The organism is Flavobacterium sp. (assembly GCF_046296355.1).
Taxonomy (GTDB): domain Bacteria; phylum Bacteroidota; class Bacteroidia; order Flavobacteriales; family Flavobacteriaceae; genus Flavobacterium.
In genome coordinates this window covers 70,529-89,667 of the sequence record NZ_JBKBLM010000007.1, presented here as the reverse complement: position 1 = coordinate 89,667, position 19,139 = coordinate 70,529, and the positions used below count along the sequence as shown (strand labels likewise).

At 37.4% G+C, this 19,139-nt stretch carries 15 protein-coding genes; 11 read left to right on the top strand and 4 right to left on the bottom strand.

Translation table 11 applies throughout. The annotated features are described in order from the left end of the window. From ACK4HO_RS05360 to ACK4HO_RS05330, 7 genes are all read left to right on the top strand, one after another. Positions 1 to 356 (top strand): M48 family metallopeptidase (locus ACK4HO_RS05360; protein WP_409663615.1); only part of this gene is annotated, 356 nt, incomplete at its 5' end. Between the two features lie 66 nt (positions 357 to 422). Next, positions 423 to 1,724, top strand: coding sequence for an MFS transporter (locus tag ACK4HO_RS05355; RefSeq protein WP_409663613.1), 1,302 nt, complete (start codon positions 423 to 425; stop codon positions 1,722 to 1,724). Between the two features lie 36 nt (positions 1,725 to 1,760). Beyond that, positions 1,761 to 2,660, top strand: a complete 900-nt coding sequence (locus ACK4HO_RS05350; RefSeq protein ID WP_409663611.1) for a DUF6252 family protein — start codon at positions 1,761 to 1,763, stop codon at positions 2,658 to 2,660. Positions 2,661 to 2,882: 222 nt separating this feature from the next. Continuing rightward, positions 2,883 to 5,336: an endopeptidase La gene (lon, locus tag ACK4HO_RS05345; protein ID WP_409663608.1), complete on the top strand. Its 2,454-nt coding sequence runs from the start codon at positions 2,883 to 2,885 to the stop codon at positions 5,334 to 5,336. Positions 5,337 to 5,465: 129 nt separating this feature from the next. Then, entirely contained in the window at positions 5,466 to 6,497 is a 1,032-nt protein-coding gene (porQ, locus tag ACK4HO_RS05340) for a type IX secretion system protein PorQ (RefSeq protein WP_409663605.1), read from the top strand. A 50-nt stretch (positions 6,498 to 6,547) separates the two neighbouring features. Further along, entirely contained in the window at positions 6,548 to 7,243 is a 696-nt protein-coding gene (gene cmk / locus ACK4HO_RS05335; protein WP_409663602.1) for a (d)CMP kinase, read from the top strand. A 67-nt stretch (positions 7,244 to 7,310) separates the two neighbouring features. Continuing rightward, positions 7,311 to 8,567 (top strand): nucleoside permease, encoded by a 1,257-nt coding sequence (locus tag ACK4HO_RS05330; protein ID WP_409663599.1) that lies wholly within the window; start codon positions 7,311 to 7,313, stop codon positions 8,565 to 8,567. A gap of 45 nt (positions 8,568 to 8,612) precedes the next feature. On the opposite strand, the gene ACK4HO_RS05325 is transcribed toward ACK4HO_RS05330, so the two are convergent. Both ACK4HO_RS05325 and ACK4HO_RS05320 read right to left on the bottom strand, forming a co-directional pair. Further along, positions 8,613 to 9,842 carry a cation:dicarboxylate symporter family transporter gene (locus ACK4HO_RS05325; protein WP_409663596.1) on the bottom strand — a complete coding sequence of 410 codons (1,230 nt, stop codon included), beginning with the start codon at positions 9,840 to 9,842 and terminating at the stop codon, positions 8,613 to 8,615. Then, positions 9,839 to 10,438 (bottom strand): hypothetical protein, encoded by a 600-nt coding sequence (locus tag ACK4HO_RS05320; RefSeq protein WP_409663593.1) that lies wholly within the window; start codon positions 10,436 to 10,438, stop codon positions 9,839 to 9,841. Before ACK4HO_RS05320 ends, ACK4HO_RS05325 begins: the two co-directional genes overlap by 4 nt. Positions 10,439 to 10,798: 360 nt before the next feature. On the opposite strand from ACK4HO_RS05320, the gene rpsA reads away from it, so the two are divergent. Next, positions 10,799 to 12,574, top strand: a complete 1,776-nt coding sequence (gene rpsA, locus ACK4HO_RS05315) for a 30S ribosomal protein S1 (protein WP_409663590.1) — start codon at positions 10,799 to 10,801, stop codon at positions 12,572 to 12,574. A gap of 51 nt (positions 12,575 to 12,625) precedes the next feature. Here the strand turns inward: rpsA and ACK4HO_RS05310 are convergent, their stop codons facing one another. Continuing rightward, positions 12,626 to 13,342, bottom strand: a complete 717-nt coding sequence (locus tag ACK4HO_RS05310) for a hypothetical protein (protein ID WP_409663587.1) — start codon at positions 13,340 to 13,342, stop codon at positions 12,626 to 12,628. A 197-nt stretch (positions 13,343 to 13,539) separates the two neighbouring features. Between ACK4HO_RS05310 and ACK4HO_RS05305 the strand changes: the two genes are divergently transcribed. The 3 genes from ACK4HO_RS05305 to ACK4HO_RS05295 all read left to right on the top strand — a co-directional run bounded on the left by ACK4HO_RS05305 (position 13,540) and on the right by ACK4HO_RS05295 (position 16,631). After that, positions 13,540 to 14,106, top strand: coding sequence for a fasciclin domain-containing protein (locus ACK4HO_RS05305; RefSeq protein WP_409663584.1), 567 nt, complete (start codon positions 13,540 to 13,542; stop codon positions 14,104 to 14,106). 120 nt (positions 14,107 to 14,226) lie between these two features. Further along, complete coding sequence (locus tag ACK4HO_RS05300; protein ID WP_409663582.1) at positions 14,227 to 15,672, top strand: MBOAT family O-acyltransferase; 1,446 nt, start codon at positions 14,227 to 14,229, stop codon at positions 15,670 to 15,672. 5 nt (positions 15,673 to 15,677) lie between these two features. Then, a complete protein-coding gene (locus ACK4HO_RS05295) occupies positions 15,678 to 16,631 on the top strand; it encodes a hypothetical protein (RefSeq protein WP_409663579.1) in 954 nt (317 codons plus the stop codon). A gap of 46 nt (positions 16,632 to 16,677) precedes the next feature. Here the strand turns inward: ACK4HO_RS05295 and pheT are convergent, their stop codons facing one another. Next, the gene (gene pheT, locus ACK4HO_RS05290; protein WP_409663576.1) at positions 16,678 to 19,098 is read right to left on the bottom strand and encodes a phenylalanine--tRNA ligase subunit beta; all 2,421 of its coding nucleotides are present in this window, start codon (positions 19,096 to 19,098) and stop codon (positions 16,678 to 16,680) included. Positions 19,099 to 19,139: the final 41 nt, after the last annotated feature.

Below are 19,139 nucleotides of genomic sequence, written 5' to 3'. Positions count from 1 at the left end.
TACAACAAGCCGGTGCAGCTGGTGTCGCTGTAGCTACAGGAGGAAAAACGGCTGAAACCCAGCAGTTAGCTATGTTGGCCTATTCAGGTGTTTCACAGTTTGGAGCCATGATGCCTTTTAGTAGAAGTCATGAGAGTGAGGCCGATATGATTGGACTTAAATTGATGGCCATTGCAGGATACAATCCTGAAAAAGCAGTTGATTTTTGGCAAAGAATGTCAGCCAAATCAGGCGGACAAAAACCACCGGAATTTATGAGTACGCACCCGTCTGATGAAACCAGAATTGCCAACATCAAAAAACAAATTCCTGCTGCAAAAGCAGAAGCAGCCAAGTTTGGAGTAACATTTAAATAAAAAAAATAACTTATATTTGAATCCCGTTCTTTGTTGAGCGGGATTTTTTATTTAAACCCTAATTTTATGTCAGCACTTCCTAAAGGTCATCCAAAATTACTCAACGCTTGGGCTTTCTATGATTGGGCTAATTCGGTTTATCCGTTGGTTATTTCCTCAGCAATTTTTCCTTTGTATCTTGGATTTTTATTTCCAAAAGCCGATTCTAATATATTGTTTTTAGGAATAAACTTTAAGAGCACAGCACTAATGGCCTTTGTAACAGCCTTTGCTTTTTTAACGGTTGCTTTTTTGTCGCCTTTACTTTCTGGGATTGCCGATTTTGCTGGAAATAAGAAACGGTTTATGCAGTTCTTCTGTTATTTAGGAGCGCTTTCTTGTATTGGAATGAATTGGTTTACCAAAGACAATATTGTATTCGGAATAGTTTGTTTTTACTTCGGATTGGTTGGTTTTTGGGGCAGTTTGGTTTTCTACAATTCCTATTTACCCGATATTGCTTTTAAAGAACAACAAGATAAATTAAGCGCCAAAGGCTATTCTATGGGTTATGTGGGAAGCGTAATTCTGCTACTGATTAATTTGTATATGATTTTAGGAAAAGAAGGAGAAGAAGCAATGAGTGCCATGAGATTATCTTTTGCCATGACAGGAGTTTGGTGGATAGTTTTCAGCCAATATGCTTTCCGATTTTTGCCGAAAGGCAACGATAATGCAGAAAAAATCACCAAAGATGTACTTCTCAACGGTTTTAGAGAATTGAAAAAAGTTAAAAATCAGGTGTTTGAAAATGAGTTGCTCAAGAAGTACTTATTTGCCTTTTTTGTCTTTAGTATGGCAGTGCAAACTGTGATGTTGGTAGCCACTTATTTTGGAGAACAGGAAATCAACTGGAAAACTGACAGCGAAAAAACTACCGGATTGATTATCAGCATTTTGTTAATTCAGTTGGTAGCAGTGGCCGGAGCCATATTGACTTCCAAAGCTTCAGCTCGTTTTGGCAATATTAAAACTTTGATTGTGGTCAATTCTATTTGGGCCATCATCTGTATCGCAGCTTATTTTGTGACCGAGCCAATAGAGTTTTACATCACGGCAGGATTCGTAGGAATGGTAATGGGCGGTATTCAAGCTTTGGCACGCTCAACCTATTCCAAATTACTGCCTGAAACCGAAGATACAACTTCGTTCTTTAGTTTCTATGATGTTTCAGAAAAAATCGGGATTGTGATTGGGATGTTGATTTACGGATTGATTGACCAAATTACCGGAAGTATGCGCAATGCTATAGTTTTTTTAACCCTATTTTTCATCAGCGGATTGTTATTATTGTTGAGAATACCAAAAAAACACTTGTCATCAATTTAAAAAAAATTATATTTGAGCAATATTTACAAAATGGTTATGAAAAACATCAAATTTTTAGCCGGAATATTTTTATTCCTTACTGCTTTTACTTTTACTTCCTGCGAAAATGAACCTCTTGACCCGGCGATTGATTTAGATAATTTCGGCGGAGGAAATGCAGGTCCGGCCATGTTCAAAGCCGATTTTAGCGGAAATACATGGGTTGCTTCAACAGCTCAAGCACTAATTGGTGGAAATTATATAACTATCTCAGGGATAAAACCTAACGGAGAAGGTTTTGGTCTTTTGGTGGAAGCATCTGCTACTGGAACTTATCCTGCCAATACTAATATATTGGCTTTCACACCGGCAGGTTCAGAGTTTGGCTATTGGTCAACTAACTTTGACAATCCGGAAGAAAATACAGGTTCAATTACTATAACCAATATTAATACGGTAAACAATACCATTTCCGGAACCTTTAGTTTTAAAGGGTATTGGTCAGATACTACAACAACTTCAATACTTCCGGTACAATTTTCCAATGGTGTTTTTGAAAATATTCCTTTTGTAACACAAGGGCAAACAGGTGATTCTTTCTACGCTAAAGTTGGCGGAGTTGAGTTTGTTGATACCGATATTTTTACAGCCGAATTTTTTATCGGTGCTGAAGAATGGTTAACTATTGCTGCTGAAGATGCCGATTTTAATGCTATTAATGTTTCTGTAAGAAGAAGTGTTGGTGCCGGAACTTATGCCATCACAGGTAATGTAGCTGTTGATAGCGCACAAGGTGTTTATACTTTAGGCGATACCGATTATGATTCGGTTTCAGGTTCAGTGACCATTATCAGCAAAACAGCCACTAGGATTAAGGGAACGTTTAACTTTCAGGCTTCAGACGGAACCACAACAAAATCGGTTACAGAAGGGACTTTTGATGTAGAATACAACTAATTTTCTACATTTTCAAAATAGGAAATCCGTCAATTTGGCGGATTTTTTTTACGGCACAATCCTTGACTTATCAAAGCGCTTTACTTTAGTATTGTCACAATATTGAAGTTCGACTATAACAACTGCCGTACATCGATTATAATTTATCAAAATTAAAATTTGTCCTACATTTGTTTAGCATTATATAATTTTTAATGTCAATTTGACTAAATCAAATACCACATGTCAAACCACAATATTTTAACTCTTGACAATCTGTCACTACAAGAGTTCGATACCGAAACGGATTTAATTCCGCTTTTGACTCCCGAAGATGAGGAGGAAATGAATAAGGAAGAGTTACCCAATTCATTGCCTATTTTACCGCTTCGCAATACGGTTTTGTTTCCTGGTGTTGTTATTCCGATTACTGCCGGTCGTGATAAATCTATCAAACTGATTAATGATGCCAATGCCGGTAATAAAATCATTGGAGTTGTAGCGCAGAAGAATGAGGAAGATGAAGATCCGACCAAGAATGACATTCACACTATTGGAACTGTTGCCCAAATTTTAAGGGTTTTAAAAATGCCCGATGGCAATATCACCGTTATTCTGCAAGGAAAAAAGCGTTTCGAAATAGACGCAGTAACTTCGGAAGTACCTTATTTAAAAGCCACTATTAAAGAAGTTGAAGAAAAACGTCCCGGGAAATCGGATACCGAGTTCCAAGCCATCGTTGATTCCATTCGAGAATTAGCTATTGAGATTATCAAGGAAAGTCCTAATATCCCAACCGAAGCGACATTCGCCATAAAAAATATCGAAAGTCAGTCGTTCTTAATCAATTTTGTTTCTTCTAATATGAACCTTACGGTCAAAGAGAAACAAGATTTATTAATGATTAATATTTTGAAAGAAAGAGCTTTGGAAACTTTGCGTTACATGAACGTAGAGTTGCAAAAGTTAGAATTGAAAAACGATATCCAATCCAAAGTGCGTTTTGATCTCGACCAACAACAGCGCGAATATTTCTTGCACCAACAAATGAAAACCATCCAAGAAGAATTGGGCGGGGTTTCGTATGAGCAGGAAATCGAAGAAATGCGTCAAAAAGCCAAAACCAAAACTTGGGACGAAAAAACCGCCAAACATTTTGAGAAAGAAATCTCCAAAATGCAACGCATGAATCCGCAAGCGCCCGATTTTGGTATCCAAAGAAATTATTTAGAGCTGTTTTTAGAATTGCCATGGAATAAATATTCTAAAGACAATTTCGATTTAAAACGCGCCGTCAAAATATTAGACCGAGACCATTTTGGTTTGGAAGATGTTAAGAAAAGAATCATTGAGCATTTGGCCGTTTTGAAACTTCGAAACGACATGAAGTCGCCGATTATCTGTTTGACCGGACCTCCGGGTGTTGGTAAAACCTCTATCGGAAAATCGATTGCCGAAGCTTTGGGAAGAGAATATGTTCGTATTTCGTTAGGCGGTTTACGCGATGAAGCGGAAATTCGCGGTCACCGTAAAACTTATATCGGTGCCATGCCGGGAAGAATTATCCAAAGTTTGAAAAAAGCCGGTACTTCTAATCCGGTGTTTGTTTTAGATGAGATTGATAAATTGTCTAACAGTCATCAAGGCGATCCGTCTTCGGCATTGTTAGAGGTTTTAGATCCTGAGCAAAACAATGAGTTCTATGATAATTTCTTAGAAATGGGTTACGACTTGTCGAAAGTGATGTTCATAGCTACTTCCAATAATATGTCCGCCATTCAACCGGCGTTAAAAGACAGAATGGAAGTCATCAAAATGACCGGTTATACCATTGAAGAAAAAACCGAAATCGCCCGCCAGCATTTGTTGCCCAAACAATTAAAAGAACACGGTTTGACCACAAAAGACTTAACTGTTGGCAAAAGACAATTGGAGAAAATCGTGGAAGGCTATACCCGCGAATCCGGTGTTCGTAGTTTGGAAGCAAAGATTGCTCAGGTAATCAGAAATGCAGCCAAATCGGTTGCCATGGAAGAAGAGTACAACAAAAAAGTAACCGATGAAGATATTGTCAAAATTCTTGGCGCGCCTAAATTAGCCCGAGATAAATCTGAAAGCAATGATGTGGCCGGAGTGGTGACAGGATTAGCTTGGACCTCAGTTGGCGGTGACATTTTATTCATAGAATCGTTAATCTCTGCCGGAAAAGGAACTTTAACCTTGACCGGGAATTTAGGAACCGTAATGAAAGAATCGGCGACGATTGCTTTAGAATACATTAAGTCTAATGCTGAAATATTTGGGCTCGACCCGGAAATGATTGCCAAATACAATATTCACTTACACGTACCGGAAGGCGCTACGCCCAAAGACGGACCAAGTGCCGGAATCGCTATGTTAACTTCTTTAGTGTCATTATATACACAAAAGAAAGTGAAGAAAAACTTAGCCATGACAGGCGAAATCACACTTCGTGGCAAAGTATTACCGGTTGGCGGTATCAAAGAAAAAATATTGGCAGCCAAAAGAGCCAACATCAAAGAAATCATTTTGTGTCACGAAAACAAAAGCGACATAGATGAAATCAAACCGGAATATATCGAAGGTTTGACTTTTCATTACGTAAAAGAAATGAGTGAAGTGATTGACGTAGCTTTGACCAACCAAAAGGTGAAAAATGCAAAAACGTTGAAATAAAACTCAAAATAGAATTAATAAAAAGGCACGAGTAAAATAAACTCCTGCCTTTTTTTATTAACTTTTTTCCTCCGATATAAAATAATATCTTCGCAATTCCGTTATAGTAATAGCCATAAGTCTATTTTAATGTTTAGAAAAACAATTTGTATTGCTTTTTGCCTCGTCGGTTTGGTCGCTTTCGGACAAGTTGGCGGCAGGTCGGTATACCAATTTCTAAACTTAGTTACCTCACCAAGACAAGCCGCGATTGGCGGAAAAGTCATTACTTTTTATGACCAAGATGTCAACCAAGCCCATTTTAATCCCGCCTGTATTAATGCGGAAATGGACAATAAGTTGTCATTGAATTACGGCAGTTATTTTGGCGAAGTGACTTATGGAACGGCTTCTTATGCCTATACTTACGACCGTCATGTGCAAACGTTTTTTGGCGGAGTCAATTATGTGAATTACGGAAAATTTGACGGTTATGACGAAAATGGTCAACAGACTTCTGATTTTGCGGGAAGCGAGATTGCCTTGTCTTTTGGTTATGCTTATAATGTTCCGTTTACCGATTTTTATATTGGTGCCAATGCCAAACTGATTTCTTCCACTTTAGAAATTTACAATTCTTTTGGAGCTGCCGTTGATATTGGCGCTTTATTTATAGACACTCGTAATGATGTCAATTGGGCGATTTCTATTCGGAATATTGGAACGCAAATTACACCTTACGCAGAAACCAGAGAGAAATTACCTTTAGAAGTGCTAATTGGCGTTTCACAATTAATGGAAAATGTGCCGATTCGTTGGCATTTGACATTAGAAAATATGCAGCAATGGCAAGTCGCTTTTTCGAATCCGAATAGGGCAGAAGGCAATTTGGATGGCGGTGCTACGCCTGAGAAAATTTCTTTTTTCAACAATGCTTTGCGCCACGTAATTGTGGGTGCCGAATTGTTTCCGGAGAAAGGTTTCAATATCAGATTGGGTTATAATTTCAGAAGAGCAGAAGAATTACGTATCTTAGAGCAGCGAAATTTTTCCGGATTGTCGGTTGGTTTCGGTTTGAAAGTCAATAATTTAAAATTCAATTACTCGTATTCCCGATATACTTTGGCAGCCAACACTAGCTTGTTTGGCTTGACCATTGATTTTTCCGGAAACCGATATTAAACACTAATGAAACCGAAGGTTCACGAACACCAAAAAATAATTTTAAAATTGTGAGTAATAAAATTACCATTGCCATTGACGGATTTTCCTCCACCGGGAAAAGCACTTTAGCCAAACAATTGGCCAAACATTTAGGCTATGTTTATGTCGATTCCGGAGCGATGTATCGTGCAGTGACTTACTTTGCGATGCAGAACGGTTGTATTGGCGCAGAGTTTTTTGACAAAGAAACGTTAATCAACAGCTTGCCGTTTATCAAATTGCATTTTGAATTCAACGCCGACTTGGGTTTTGCCGAAATGTATCTCAATGGCGTCAATGTTGAAAAAGAAATCAGAACCATAGAAGTATCGAGTTTTGTGAGCAAAGTGGCTGAAGTTTCAGAGGTTCGTGCCAAATTGGTAGAACAGCAACAATCCATGGGAAAAAAGAAAGGCATCGTGATGGACGGGCGTGACATAGGAACCGTTGTTTTTCCGGAAGCCGAACTCAAAATATTCATGACTGCCAGTCCGGAAACACGTGCGCGTCGTCGTTATGATGAATTGCAGGCAAAAGGCGAAAACGTAACTTTTGAAGCGGTTTTGAAAAACGTTGAAGAGCGCGACCACATTGATACTCACAGAGATGATTCTCCTTTAGTCATGGCGGATGGCGCGATTGAAATTGACAATTCGGCACTAACGCGTGAAGAGCAATTCGAAGCAGTCTTGGCTTTGGTGGGTAAAGTTTTGAAATCGTTGTAAATATTTGTTTATCTCAATATAAATAGTAGATTTACGGGTTGTTATTATAAAACCAAAAACCACTATTATGAGTATAAAAAACAGATTAATTACCATGAACTTCTTTCAGTTTTTTGTTTGGGGTGCATGGCTTATTACGATTGCCAACTTTTGGTTTGGAACCAAACAATGGGATGGAACCCAATTCGGGTTGGTATTCGGAACTATGGGAATTGCTTCTTTGTTCATGCCGACTTTAACCGGAATTATGGCTGACCGTTGGGTTAACGCCGAAAAATTATATGGCGTTCTTCATATATTGTATGCCTTAGTTTTGTTTTATCTTCCTCAAGTTACTACCCCTGATAATTTTATTTATGTAATGCTTTTGGCGATGTGTTTTTATATGCCAACCATTGCATTGTCGAATTCTATTTCCTATAATGCTTTAAAAAACAGCGATGACAGTGATGTTGTAAAAGATTTTCCACCGATTAGAGTTTGGGGAACAATAGGTTTTATTGCGGCGATGTGGTTGACCAATTTATCAGGAAATAAAGCCACAGCTTACCAATTTTATATAGCCGGAATTGCTGCTGTTTTATTGGGATTGTATTCATTTACTTTGCCAAAATGCAAGCCACAACACATTAAAGCGGAAAAATCCTCTTTTGTAGAATCCTTAGGATTAGAGGCTTTTAAATTATTTGGCACATATAAAATGGCGTTGTTTTTTATCTTCTCCATGTTTTTGGGTGGCGCTTTGCAATTGACTAATGCTTATGGTGATGTGTTTTTAGATGAGTTCAAAAATGTTCCTGAATATGCTGATTCTTTTGTAGTCAAATATTCAACGATTATCATGTCGATTTCTCAAGTTTCAGAGACGCTGTTTATTTTGGCGATACCGTTTTTCTTGAAGCGATTTGGAATCAAACAAGTCATGTTGATTTCGATGTTTGCTTGGGTTTTGCGTTTCGGATTATTTGCTTACGGCAATCCAACTGATGGTTTATGGATGATTATCATGTCGTGCATCGTTTACGGAATGGCATTTGATTTCTTTAATATCTCCGGTTCATTATTTGTAGAAACTTCTACGGATGCTAAAATTCGTTCGTCAGCGCAAGGGTTATTTATGATGATGACCAATGGTGTTGGTGCGATATTAGGAAGTTTTACTTCGGGTTGGGCGATTGAAAAGTTCTTTACACATGATGGAGCCAGAGATTGGCATAGTATCTGGTTAGCGTTTGCCGCATATTCATTAGTGATTGCGATTGCTTTTGCCTTTATGTTCAAACACAAACACGACCCGAATGCTGTTGCTAATGTAAGTCATTAAAATAAAAAAGCCTTTCAAATTTTGAAAGGCTTTTTTATGGGTTGATTAATCTAAGTCTCTAGGATTTTCCGGATCGACAAATTCATTTTCGTTTTTAGAAATTACGATGGCGGCGACACCGTTTCCAATGAAGTTGGTGATGGCACGCGCTTCGCTCATGAATTTATCTACACCTAATAGAAACGCCAGACCTTCTAACGGAATTTTGTGTATCGCCGTTAAGGTTGAAGCTAAAACAATAAAACCACTTCCGGTTACACCGGCTGCGCCTTTTGAGGTTATCATTAGCAGTCCGATTATGGTTAGGATTTCAGCAAAACTCAACTCAACATTATACAGTTGTGCCAAAAAAATAATCGCCATCGATAGATAAATGGCTGTGCCATCCAAGTTAAAAGAATAACCGGTTGGTACCACTAATCCAACAACCGATTTACTGCAACCCATGCTTTCGAGTTTGTTCATTAAATTGGGCAAAGCCGGTTCTGAGGATGAAGTTCCAAGGACAATCAACAATTCTGCTTTGAGGTATTTGATAAAATCCCAGATACTTATTTTGTAGTAGCGAAGAATACTTCCGAGAATGACGAAAATAAAAATCGCCATGGTGACATAAACGGTCAGCATTAATTTTCCCAGCGGAATTAAAGTGTCCAATCCGAATTTTCCAACGGTGTAAGCCATGCCGCCAAAAGCACCAAGCGGAGCCAAATACATAACAATTTTTAAAGCTCTGAAAACGTATTTTGAGATTGTGTACAAAGCATCAACTACGGTTTGTCTTTTGTTGTAATAATTTAATAGAATTCCGGAAATGATAGCGACTACCAAAACTTGAAGCGTAAAGTTGCTCAGGAAAAACTCGAGCCAATTGAACTCAGCAGACGCGCCCGAAGTATATTTGCTAGCATCCTGAATATCTAAACCGGATTTGTCAATCTTTCCCGGTTGGATGATATAAGCAGCAAAAACTCCGATGGCTAATGCTAAAGTAGTAACGATTTCAAAATAGATTAGTGCTTTGATTCCGATGCGTCCGACTTTCTTTAAATCTCCTATGCCTGCGATTCCTAAAACGATGGTTAGGAAAATAATCGGACCAATAAATATTTTCACCAATTGGATAAACGAATCGCCTACGATTTTCATTTCTTGTCCGGTTTCGGGTTTAAAATGACCGAGTAAAACGCCGCATACAATAGCGATTAATACCCAAAAAGTTAGGTTGGTTGTAACTTTAAAAAGAAATGAGTTGTTTTTGGCGTTATCATTCATAACTCTTTACTGTTGGTATCGATTCTGAATCGATTGATTAGGATATCATCGTTCATTTTTAACCATTTAATTCCTTTTTCGACCTCGATGATATTGTTTTGAACTAAGGTAACCATAAAAGGGCGAAGTTCCTCTACTTGATTTTCATATTCCATTTGGAAAAACAGTTTTATTTTTTCTCCGGTTTTTAATTCTAACTCCAAAAGATTGTTGGTTCCATTGGAAATTGTTGGGAAAAGGGCCGCACGTGTTTGGGGATGTGAGTAGCCTTCATAGTCATCTATTCTTAGAAATATTTTTTTCAATTTATTAATTTCAATTTTTCTATCATCAATTTCAATATGGTCTGAATTGAAAGTCAGCGTTCCTTGTAGTTTTCCATTGAGCGGTTTTTTTCTGAATATATTGGCAATAAGCAGGATGATGCCTACTATAATTACACCAATCAATCCTTTGTCAGCTATTTTTGAAATATAGCCAATGTTTAAGATTTTTATAAATCCGAAGACTAGTATGAGTACAAATAAAATATTGTTAATATCCCAATGAAAGGTTTTGTTGTCGGATTTAAATATTTGAAATGAATTTTTTGCCACAAGTTTTTCTTCAAAAGTAATAATCTTTTCCTTTTCTTTTTGTTTCCAAGAAATCAATACGAATCCTAACTAGCCCTGATGGAAGCGACTACCGTGTAGTGCGAACAGCAGGAAAACGGAAACCAATGATTCCCAAGCCTCTTGCCTGCCGGCAGGCAGGTTCGCTCCTAAATAAAATACTTTTTCAGAGTAACTTTTCTGTTGTTAAATGTTTTGTAATTAAGAAATTATGCTTACTTTTGCAGTCCTTTTGGCGGAGTAGAGTTTCCATTAGGGAGTAAACAATTTATATCTAACACTGTTGTGTTGTCTATCGCATTAAGAAACTCAAGAAGCACAGCATACAAATTTTTTATCAGCATGTCTGAATTAAACAAAGAACAACAAGCGTTTTTAAACGAATTTAACTGGCACAATTACTCAGAAGGAATTGATGCAGTAGATCAGAAAAACTTACAAGAGTTTGAAGATTTAGTTACTAAAACTTTCATTTCTACCGATCAAGAAGAAGTAGTTGAAGGTGTGGTAGTTAGAATCACTGACAGAGACGCGATTGTTGACATTAATGCAAAATCGGAAGGTGTTATTTCATTAAACGAATTCCGTTACAACCCAGCTTTAAAAGTGGGTGACAAAGTTGAAGTATTAATTGACGTTCGTGAGGACAAAACAGGTCAATTGGTATTATCACACAGAAAAGCTAGAACTATCAAATCATGGGATAGAGTTATTTCTGCCAATGAAACCGGAGAAATCGTTAACGGTTTCGTGAAATGCAGAACTAAAGGTGGTATGATTGTAGATGTTTTCGGAATTGAAGCATTCTTACCGGGTTCACAAATTGATGTGAAACCAATCCGTGACTATGATATATATGTAAACAAAATGATGGAATTCAAAGTGGTAAAAATTAACCACGAATTCAAAAACGTTGTTGTTTCACACAAAGCGCTTATCGAAGCTGACATCGAAGTTCAGAAAAAAGAAATCATTGGTCAATTAGAAAAAGGACAAGTATTAGAAGGTGTTGTTAAAAACATTACTTCTTATGGTGTGTTTATTGATTTAGGTGGTGTTGATGGATTAATCCACATTACTGACCTTTCTTGGTCAAGAATCAATCACCCAAGTGAAGTGCTTGAACTAGACCAAAAATTAAACGTTGTAATCCTTGATTTTGATGATGAGAAAACAAGAATTCAATTAGGTTTAAAACAATTAAACGCTCACCCATGGGATGCTTTAGACTCTAAATTAACTATTGGAGACAAAGTAAAAGGTAAAGTAGTAGTAATCGCTGATTACGGTGCATTTATCGAAGTGGCTGAAGGTGTTGAAGGTTTAATCCACGTTTCTGAAATGTCTTGGTCAACTCACTTAAGAAGTGCTCAGGATTTCGTTAAAGTGGGTGATATTGTTGAAGCCGTTATCTTGACTCTTGATAGAGACGATAGAAAAATGTCTTTAGGTATCAAACAAATGACACAAGATCCATGGACAGATATCACGTCTAAATATCCTGTAGGTTCTAAACACACAGGTATCGTTAGAAACTTTACTAACTTCGGTATATTCGTTGAGTTAGAAGAAGGAATTGACGGTTTAGTGTATATCTCTGATTTGTCTTGGACTAAGAAAATCAAACACCCATCAGAATTTGTTAACGTAGGTGATAAATTAGATGTAGTAGTATTAGAATTAGATGTTGACGGTCGTAAGTTATCTTTAGGTCACAAACAAACTACTGCTAATCCTTGGGACAAACATGAAGATGCTTTCGCTGTAGGAACTATCCACAACGGAACTATCGCTGAAATTGTTGACAAAGGAGCTACTGTAGATTTCGGAGATGATGTTGTTGCGTTTATTCCAACTCGTCACTTAGAAAAAGAAGATGGTAAGAAATTGAAAAAAGGTGAAGAAGCTGAATTCAAAGTAATTGAGTTCAACAAAGAATTCAAAAGAGTTGTTGCTTCTCACACGGCTATTTTCAGAGAAGAAGAAGAGAAAAATGTTAAAGCGGTTGCTGAATCAGTAGCTTCTAATAACAATGCTCCGGCTTCAACTTTAGGAGATAACAATGACATTCTTGCCGGATTAAAAGCAAAAATGGAAAAAAGCGAGAAAAAGAAATAATTCTTGTTTTTAGATAAATGAAAAGCCCCGAGGAATCGGGGCTTTTTTTGTTTAGTTATTATAATACTGTCGTTGCCAAATTTCCTCGTTGAAGTTTTTGCCCATCATAAAAAAGTAATAGGCAAAAACAGCAAAGATGGATTTAAAGGCAAAAAGAAATACAATCACGGAAGCCAATGGCACCGATTTACTCAAGTTGTTTTCGGGTACAATTAAAGCGATTACTATACTCAACAGAATGGCTGTTATGGTAAAAGCACCCAGATTTTTAATGGGTAAAACCAATAACTTTCGCCACGGATTCATTTCGGTTCCCCATTGGTGAATTAAGTAATAGTAATTGTTTCCTATTGGGACAAACAGTAATGGATCATCATAGTTTAACAAGTGAAATGCTTTGCTTGGTGCAATGATTTTAAAACCCTCTAAGGATGTTTGGTGTGCTTTTTCCATCATTCGGATTTTAGAAATGGCTTCCTCTGGAATTTCGTTTTTGAAAATAATACTGTCCAAAAATCGCAAACGGTACTCAATACAAAGCGCTTTGATTTGTTCTAAATGGAAAACTTTATCGGCTTCCAATAAGTCAAAATTGAGCTGATTTGGTTTTGTTGAACTTTTTTGTTGCAACTTTTGCGAAATCTGTTCACGAACCAAATCGTTTTCAGCAAAAATCGACTGCACTTCGGCTAAAATAGCAGCTTCTGATTTGAACTTTCTTCTTTTAGAAAGAAGTTCTTTTTCTAGGCCTAACTTGTTTACCAACATTCTAAAGGGTTTTTAAAGGGTTGATATTTGGTGTTTTACAATTTCTAAATTACAAATTATTTTTTTGTTTTTCAAGTTTCACGACCTAGAATTGTATTCTCTACACTTGTTAAACTTTTCAGAAAAATAAAGCTTTAAAAAACCGGTAATGAATCTGTGGCGTAAATTACAGCATAACTTTAAACATTTCATTTGCTATGAAAACAAGAAATTTTTTATCCACTGCCTTTTTTGCGCTTACAGTAATGGTAAGTAGCGAAGCTTTGGCACAAAAAGAACAAACAGTAACAGTAGGTGGCGCACCCATGTATCCCTTCAAAAACATTGTTGAAAATGCTGTAAATTCAAAAGACCATACGACTTTGGTTGCCGCCGTAAAAGCCGCCGATTTGGTAGAAACCTTGCAAAGTAAAGGACCATTTACTGTTTTTGCACCAACCAATGATGCTTTTGCAAAACTGCCAAAAGGAACCGTAGAAACTTTACTGAAATCCGAAAACAAAAAACTGTTGCAAACCATTTTAACCTATCATGTAGTGGCCGGAAAATTCAGTGCCGCTGATGTAGTTGCTGCTATCAAAAAAGGAAATGGTAAAGCCGCTTTGAAAACAGTAAGTGGTGGTACTCTAACGGCTTGGTTAAAAGGAAATGAGGTTTATCTCACTGATGAAAATGGAAATAGTGCTAAAGTAACTATCGCCGACGTAAACCAATCTAATGGAGTAATCCATGTCATTGATGCTGTTGTGACGCCAAAATCATAATTGATACTCAAATACTTCGAAAACGTTTTGTGTAAAAGAAAGCCCTGAGTCATCGGGGCTTTTTTGTTTTAACTTGTTTATCAACTAATTTCCTATATTTGAACCAAACAAGGTTAAACCATGCTGTTCAACTCCTTAAGCTTTGCCTTTTTCTTACCGTTAGTTTTTATACTCTATTGGTTTGTATGCCGCAAAAACTTACGCTACCAAAATATACTATTAGTGGTAGCCAGCTATTTATTTTATGCTTGTTGGGATTGGCGCTTTCTGTTCTTACTCGTTTTTTCTACCGTACTGGATTATTTTTCTGGAGTCAAAATGGCGGAAGCCAAAAACCAGCAGGTCAAAAACTTTTGGTTTTGGTTTAGTATTTCAGTCAATTTAGGCTTTTTAGGATTTTTTAAATACTATAACTTTTTTATCACGGAGTTTGCAGAAGCTATAGCGAATATAGGTTTTCAAGTCAATCCGTGGACATTGGAAGTAATTCTCCCGGTTGGGATTTCCTTCTACACTTTTCACGGTTTGTCTTATGTGATTGATATTTACAAAGACAAAATAAAAGTCGAGCGTAATTTCATCGACTATTCGCTTTTCGTAAGCTTCTTTCCGTTATTGGTGGCCGGACCAATAGAAAGAGCCACGCATTTACTGCCTCAAATTAAAAAGCAACGAACTTTTGATTTTACATACGCCGCCGATGGTTTGCGACAAATTCTTTGGGGATTGTTTAAAAAGATTGTCATTGCGGACAAATGTGCGGAATATGCCAATGAAATCTTTAACAACTCCGGAGATTATTCAGGAAGTACGCTCTTTTTGGGTGCGGTTTATTTTGCGTTCCAAATTTACGGCGACTTTTCAGGCTATTCAGATATTGCTATTGGAACCGCCAAACTCTTTGGCATTGATTTGTTGCGGAATTTCTCGTTTCCATATTTCTCAAGAGATATAGCCGAGTTTTGGAGACGTTGGCACATTTCATTGTCTTCCTGGTTCCGAGATTATTTATACATTCCGTTAGGAGGAAGCCAAGGCGGCATGTGGATGAAAATCAGAAATACGTTTGTCATTTTTATAGTTAGTGGTTTTTGGCATGGCGCCAATTGGACTTTTATCGTTTGGGGATTACTCAATGCTATATACATCATGCCTTCGATTATTTTTAGCACCAACAGAAGCAATCTCGATATCGTAGCTCAAGGCAAATATTTACCAACGGTTAAAGAGTTTTTACAAGTAACGTTAACCTTTTGCTTAACAGTTTTGGCTTGGATATTTTTCAGAGCCAACGATTTTACACACGCTTTGCGTTATGTTTCAGACCTGTTTTCCTGGAGCTTATTTGCAATGCCAACCAAAATGCCGTCCAACAACAATACTTTTGTGATGTTGGCGTTCTTCCTTATTATAGAGTGGTTGGGCAGAGAACAGCCTTTTGCCTTGGCCAAGTTGGGCTTGAAATGGAAAAGACCAATTCGATGGGCTTTCTACTACATCATCATCGCTATTATTTTTTATTGCGTGGATTCTAAAGAGCAACAGTTTATCTATTTTCAATTTTAAAAGGCATGAAGAAATTTATTAAATATTTGCTCTACTTTGCCTTGCCGATTGTTTTGGTCATTGTTGCTTTTGAAATTTATTTGAGACAAATTGACACCACTTATACCGAAAAAGAAAAAGGTATCCTTCAAAACCCAAAAAAGATTGAAGTCTTGATTTTAGGGAATTCAAGAGCTACTTTGGGCATTGACCCGAATCAATTCGAAACGTATGCCTATAATTTGGCCAATGTCGCCCAACCGTTGTATTATGATAAAAGAATTGCCTTAAAATATTTAGACCAACTTTCTAATTTGAAATACGTTTTCATAACTGTGGATTGTGGCTCTCTCAACTATTCTCGAATGGATAGCCGTGAAATTTGGTCCTATTACGGTAACGGCATTGAGTATAAAAACGAAATGGCTTTCTTTCCGAAGTACAGTCACCTAAATGGTTATTCCACCAGTATTGCCCTAAAATTATTGAAAAACGATTTAAGCGGAAAGTACAAAGTAATCAAAGCCATTGATTTGGGCAACGACCACGATTTAAACAAGCCAATTAAAAAAGGTTACTTTGGTTATATAGGTACCAGAGCTGAAGGCATGACGCCGGCTCATATTTTCAACAGAGCCGGAAAGGGTTTAGACGAAGGAATTTCGCCTGAAAAAAAAGAAATTACAAATGATTTGGAAGATTTTATCAGCATCCTCAAAGCCAAAAATATCACTCCTATATTGTTAACAATGCCATGCCACAAAGACTATGTAAACGCACTTCATAAAAACATGGTGAAAAGAGCAGAAAGTGATTACCAAAAGTTAGCCCAAAAACACCAACTCGAATACTGGAATTATTTAAACTTCCCGATGGAACGAACCGATTTCCACGACTGTGATCATTTGAATGTCAAAGGAGCGGAAAAGTTTTCTAAAGTCCTGAATGAAAGATTGATGGTGAAAGTAAATAAAAAATAAAAATGCCCGAATTTCTTCGAGCATTTTCTATATTGTATTGAAGTGATTATCTCAAACTGGCACCCAATTCATTTTCCATATTCTTCTGCAACTTGCTCATGATTTTGTCAATCTGCTCATCAGTTAAGGTTTTGGAATTGTCTTGCAAAGTGAAACTCACCGCATAAGATTTCTTGCCTTCCGGAAGATTTTTACCTTGGTACACATCAAATAAATTAATGTCTTTTAAGAGCGATTTCTCCGTTTGACGAGCGATATTGTAAATCGCATCAAAAGCCACTGAATGGTCTACTAAAAGTGCTAAATCTCTGCGTACTTCAGGATATTTCGGAATGTCGGTGAATTTGATTTTACTACCAATTAGTTTTAAAATTAAGTTCCAATTGAAATCAGCAAAGAACACTTCTTGTTTGATGTCGAAATGTTTTAAAATCGATTTTTTCACAGTTCCAAATTCCACCAAAGTATCATTGCCGGAAGCCATCGCCAAACCTTCAGCAAAGACATCCGAAGTCACCGGTTTGTTCTGAATTTTACAAATTCCCAAGCGTTCTAAAACCGAATTCACATAACCTTTAAACAAAAAGAAATCGGAAGGTTTTTGAGCATTTGTCCAACTTTCTTCATTGCGGTTTCCGGTAACGAATAACGTTAAATGCTTTGGTTCATTGTAACCATTAAGTTCTTTATGATAGGTTTTCCCTAATTCGAATAATTTCAAATCACCATTTCTACGATTGATATTATACGAAACAGCCTCTAAACCGGAGAATAGCATCGACTGACGCATAGCCGACAAGTCATTGCTCAACGGATTCAACATCATGACATTGTATTCTTCTTTCAGCATTTCGGATAAACCAACATAATCCGGCGTAGTCAATGAATTCGCCATCATTTCGTGGAAGCCTAAACCGTTCAATTGTGACGCGATAATATTTTGTACTTTATAATCTTCTGTTCGCGCCGAATTAGAAACAGTAGCGTTTAATTTTTTGGTAAAATTGATATTGTTGTAACCGTAAACTCGAAGAATTTCCTCAATAACGTCAACTTCGCGTTGCACATCCACACGATAAGATGGAATGATTAATCCCAAACCGGCATCAGAAACGCTATTCACTTTGATGTCTAAGGAAGCCAAGATTTTCTTGATGGTTTCTTTTGGTAATTCTTGCCCGATGAGTTTAGTCGTTTTGTCAAAATTCAAGAAAACCGGGAAGTCTTCAATCTTTTTCGGGTAAATGTCTACTATGTCCGAAGTGATTTCGCCACCGGCCACTTCTTTAATCAAAAGCGCGGCGCGTTTCAAAGCAAATTCGGTTATATTTGGGTCGATTCCTCTTTCAAAACGGAAAGAAGCATCAGTATTCAAAGCATGTCTTTTCGCCGATTTTCTAACGCTCACCGGATTAAAATAAGCACTTTCCAAGAAAATAGAATTCGTAGTTTCGGAAACGCCTGAACCTTTTCCGCCAAAAACGCCGGCGATACACAATGGACCTTTTTCATCACAAATCATCAAATCTTCTTCGTGTAATGTTCTTTCTACATCGTCTAAAGTGGTGAATTTAGTTCCGGCAGCAACTGTTTGCACAACGATTTTCCCGTTGATTTTCGCCGCGTCAAAAGCGTGTAAAGGTTGGCCTAAATCGTGTAAAATATAGTTAGTAATGTCGACAATGTTATTTTTTGGCGTAAGCCCAATCGCTTTCAAACGGTTTTGCAACCATTCAGGTGAAGGTTTTACTGTCAAGCCCGAAAGCGTAACACCACAATATCTCGGTGCCAACTTACTGTCTTTAACATCAACGTCAATTTTTAAAGTTCGTTTGTCAATTCGGAAAGTACTCACCGAAGGCGTAATCAATTCGATATTGCTGTTTTTTTGCAACAAACTCGCACGCAAATCACGAGCAACACCATAATGCGACATCGCATCGGCACGATTTGGCGTTAAACCAATTTCGAATACTTCGTCATTTTCTATATTGAATACTTTGGCGCAAGGTGTTCCCGGTTTTAAATTGGCGTCCAAAACCATAATACCGTCGTGACTTGTTCCCAAACCTAATTCATCTTCGGCACAAATCATTCCGTGACTTTCTTGTCCGCGGATTTTTCCTTTTTTGATTTCGAATTCAACGCCGTCTTTGTCAAATAATTTGGTTCCGATTGTCGCTACAGGTACTTTTTGTCCGGCCGCCACATTCGCAGCACCACAAACAATTTGTACCGGAGAACCTTCGCCTAAATCAACGGTAGTAATTTTCAAACGGTCGGCATCGGGATGTTTTTCGCAAGTCAATACGTGACCAACCACAACACCTACTAATCCGCCACGAACCGATTGGTATTTTTCTACGACTTCCACTTCCAAACCTAAATCGGTCAAGATGGCTGCCGTTTCTTCTGATTTTAAATCTATTTTAATGAATTGTTTTAACCAATTGTAAGAGATTCTCATGTATTCTTCTTTAAGGCAGCAAATATAAGGATTGCTGATGA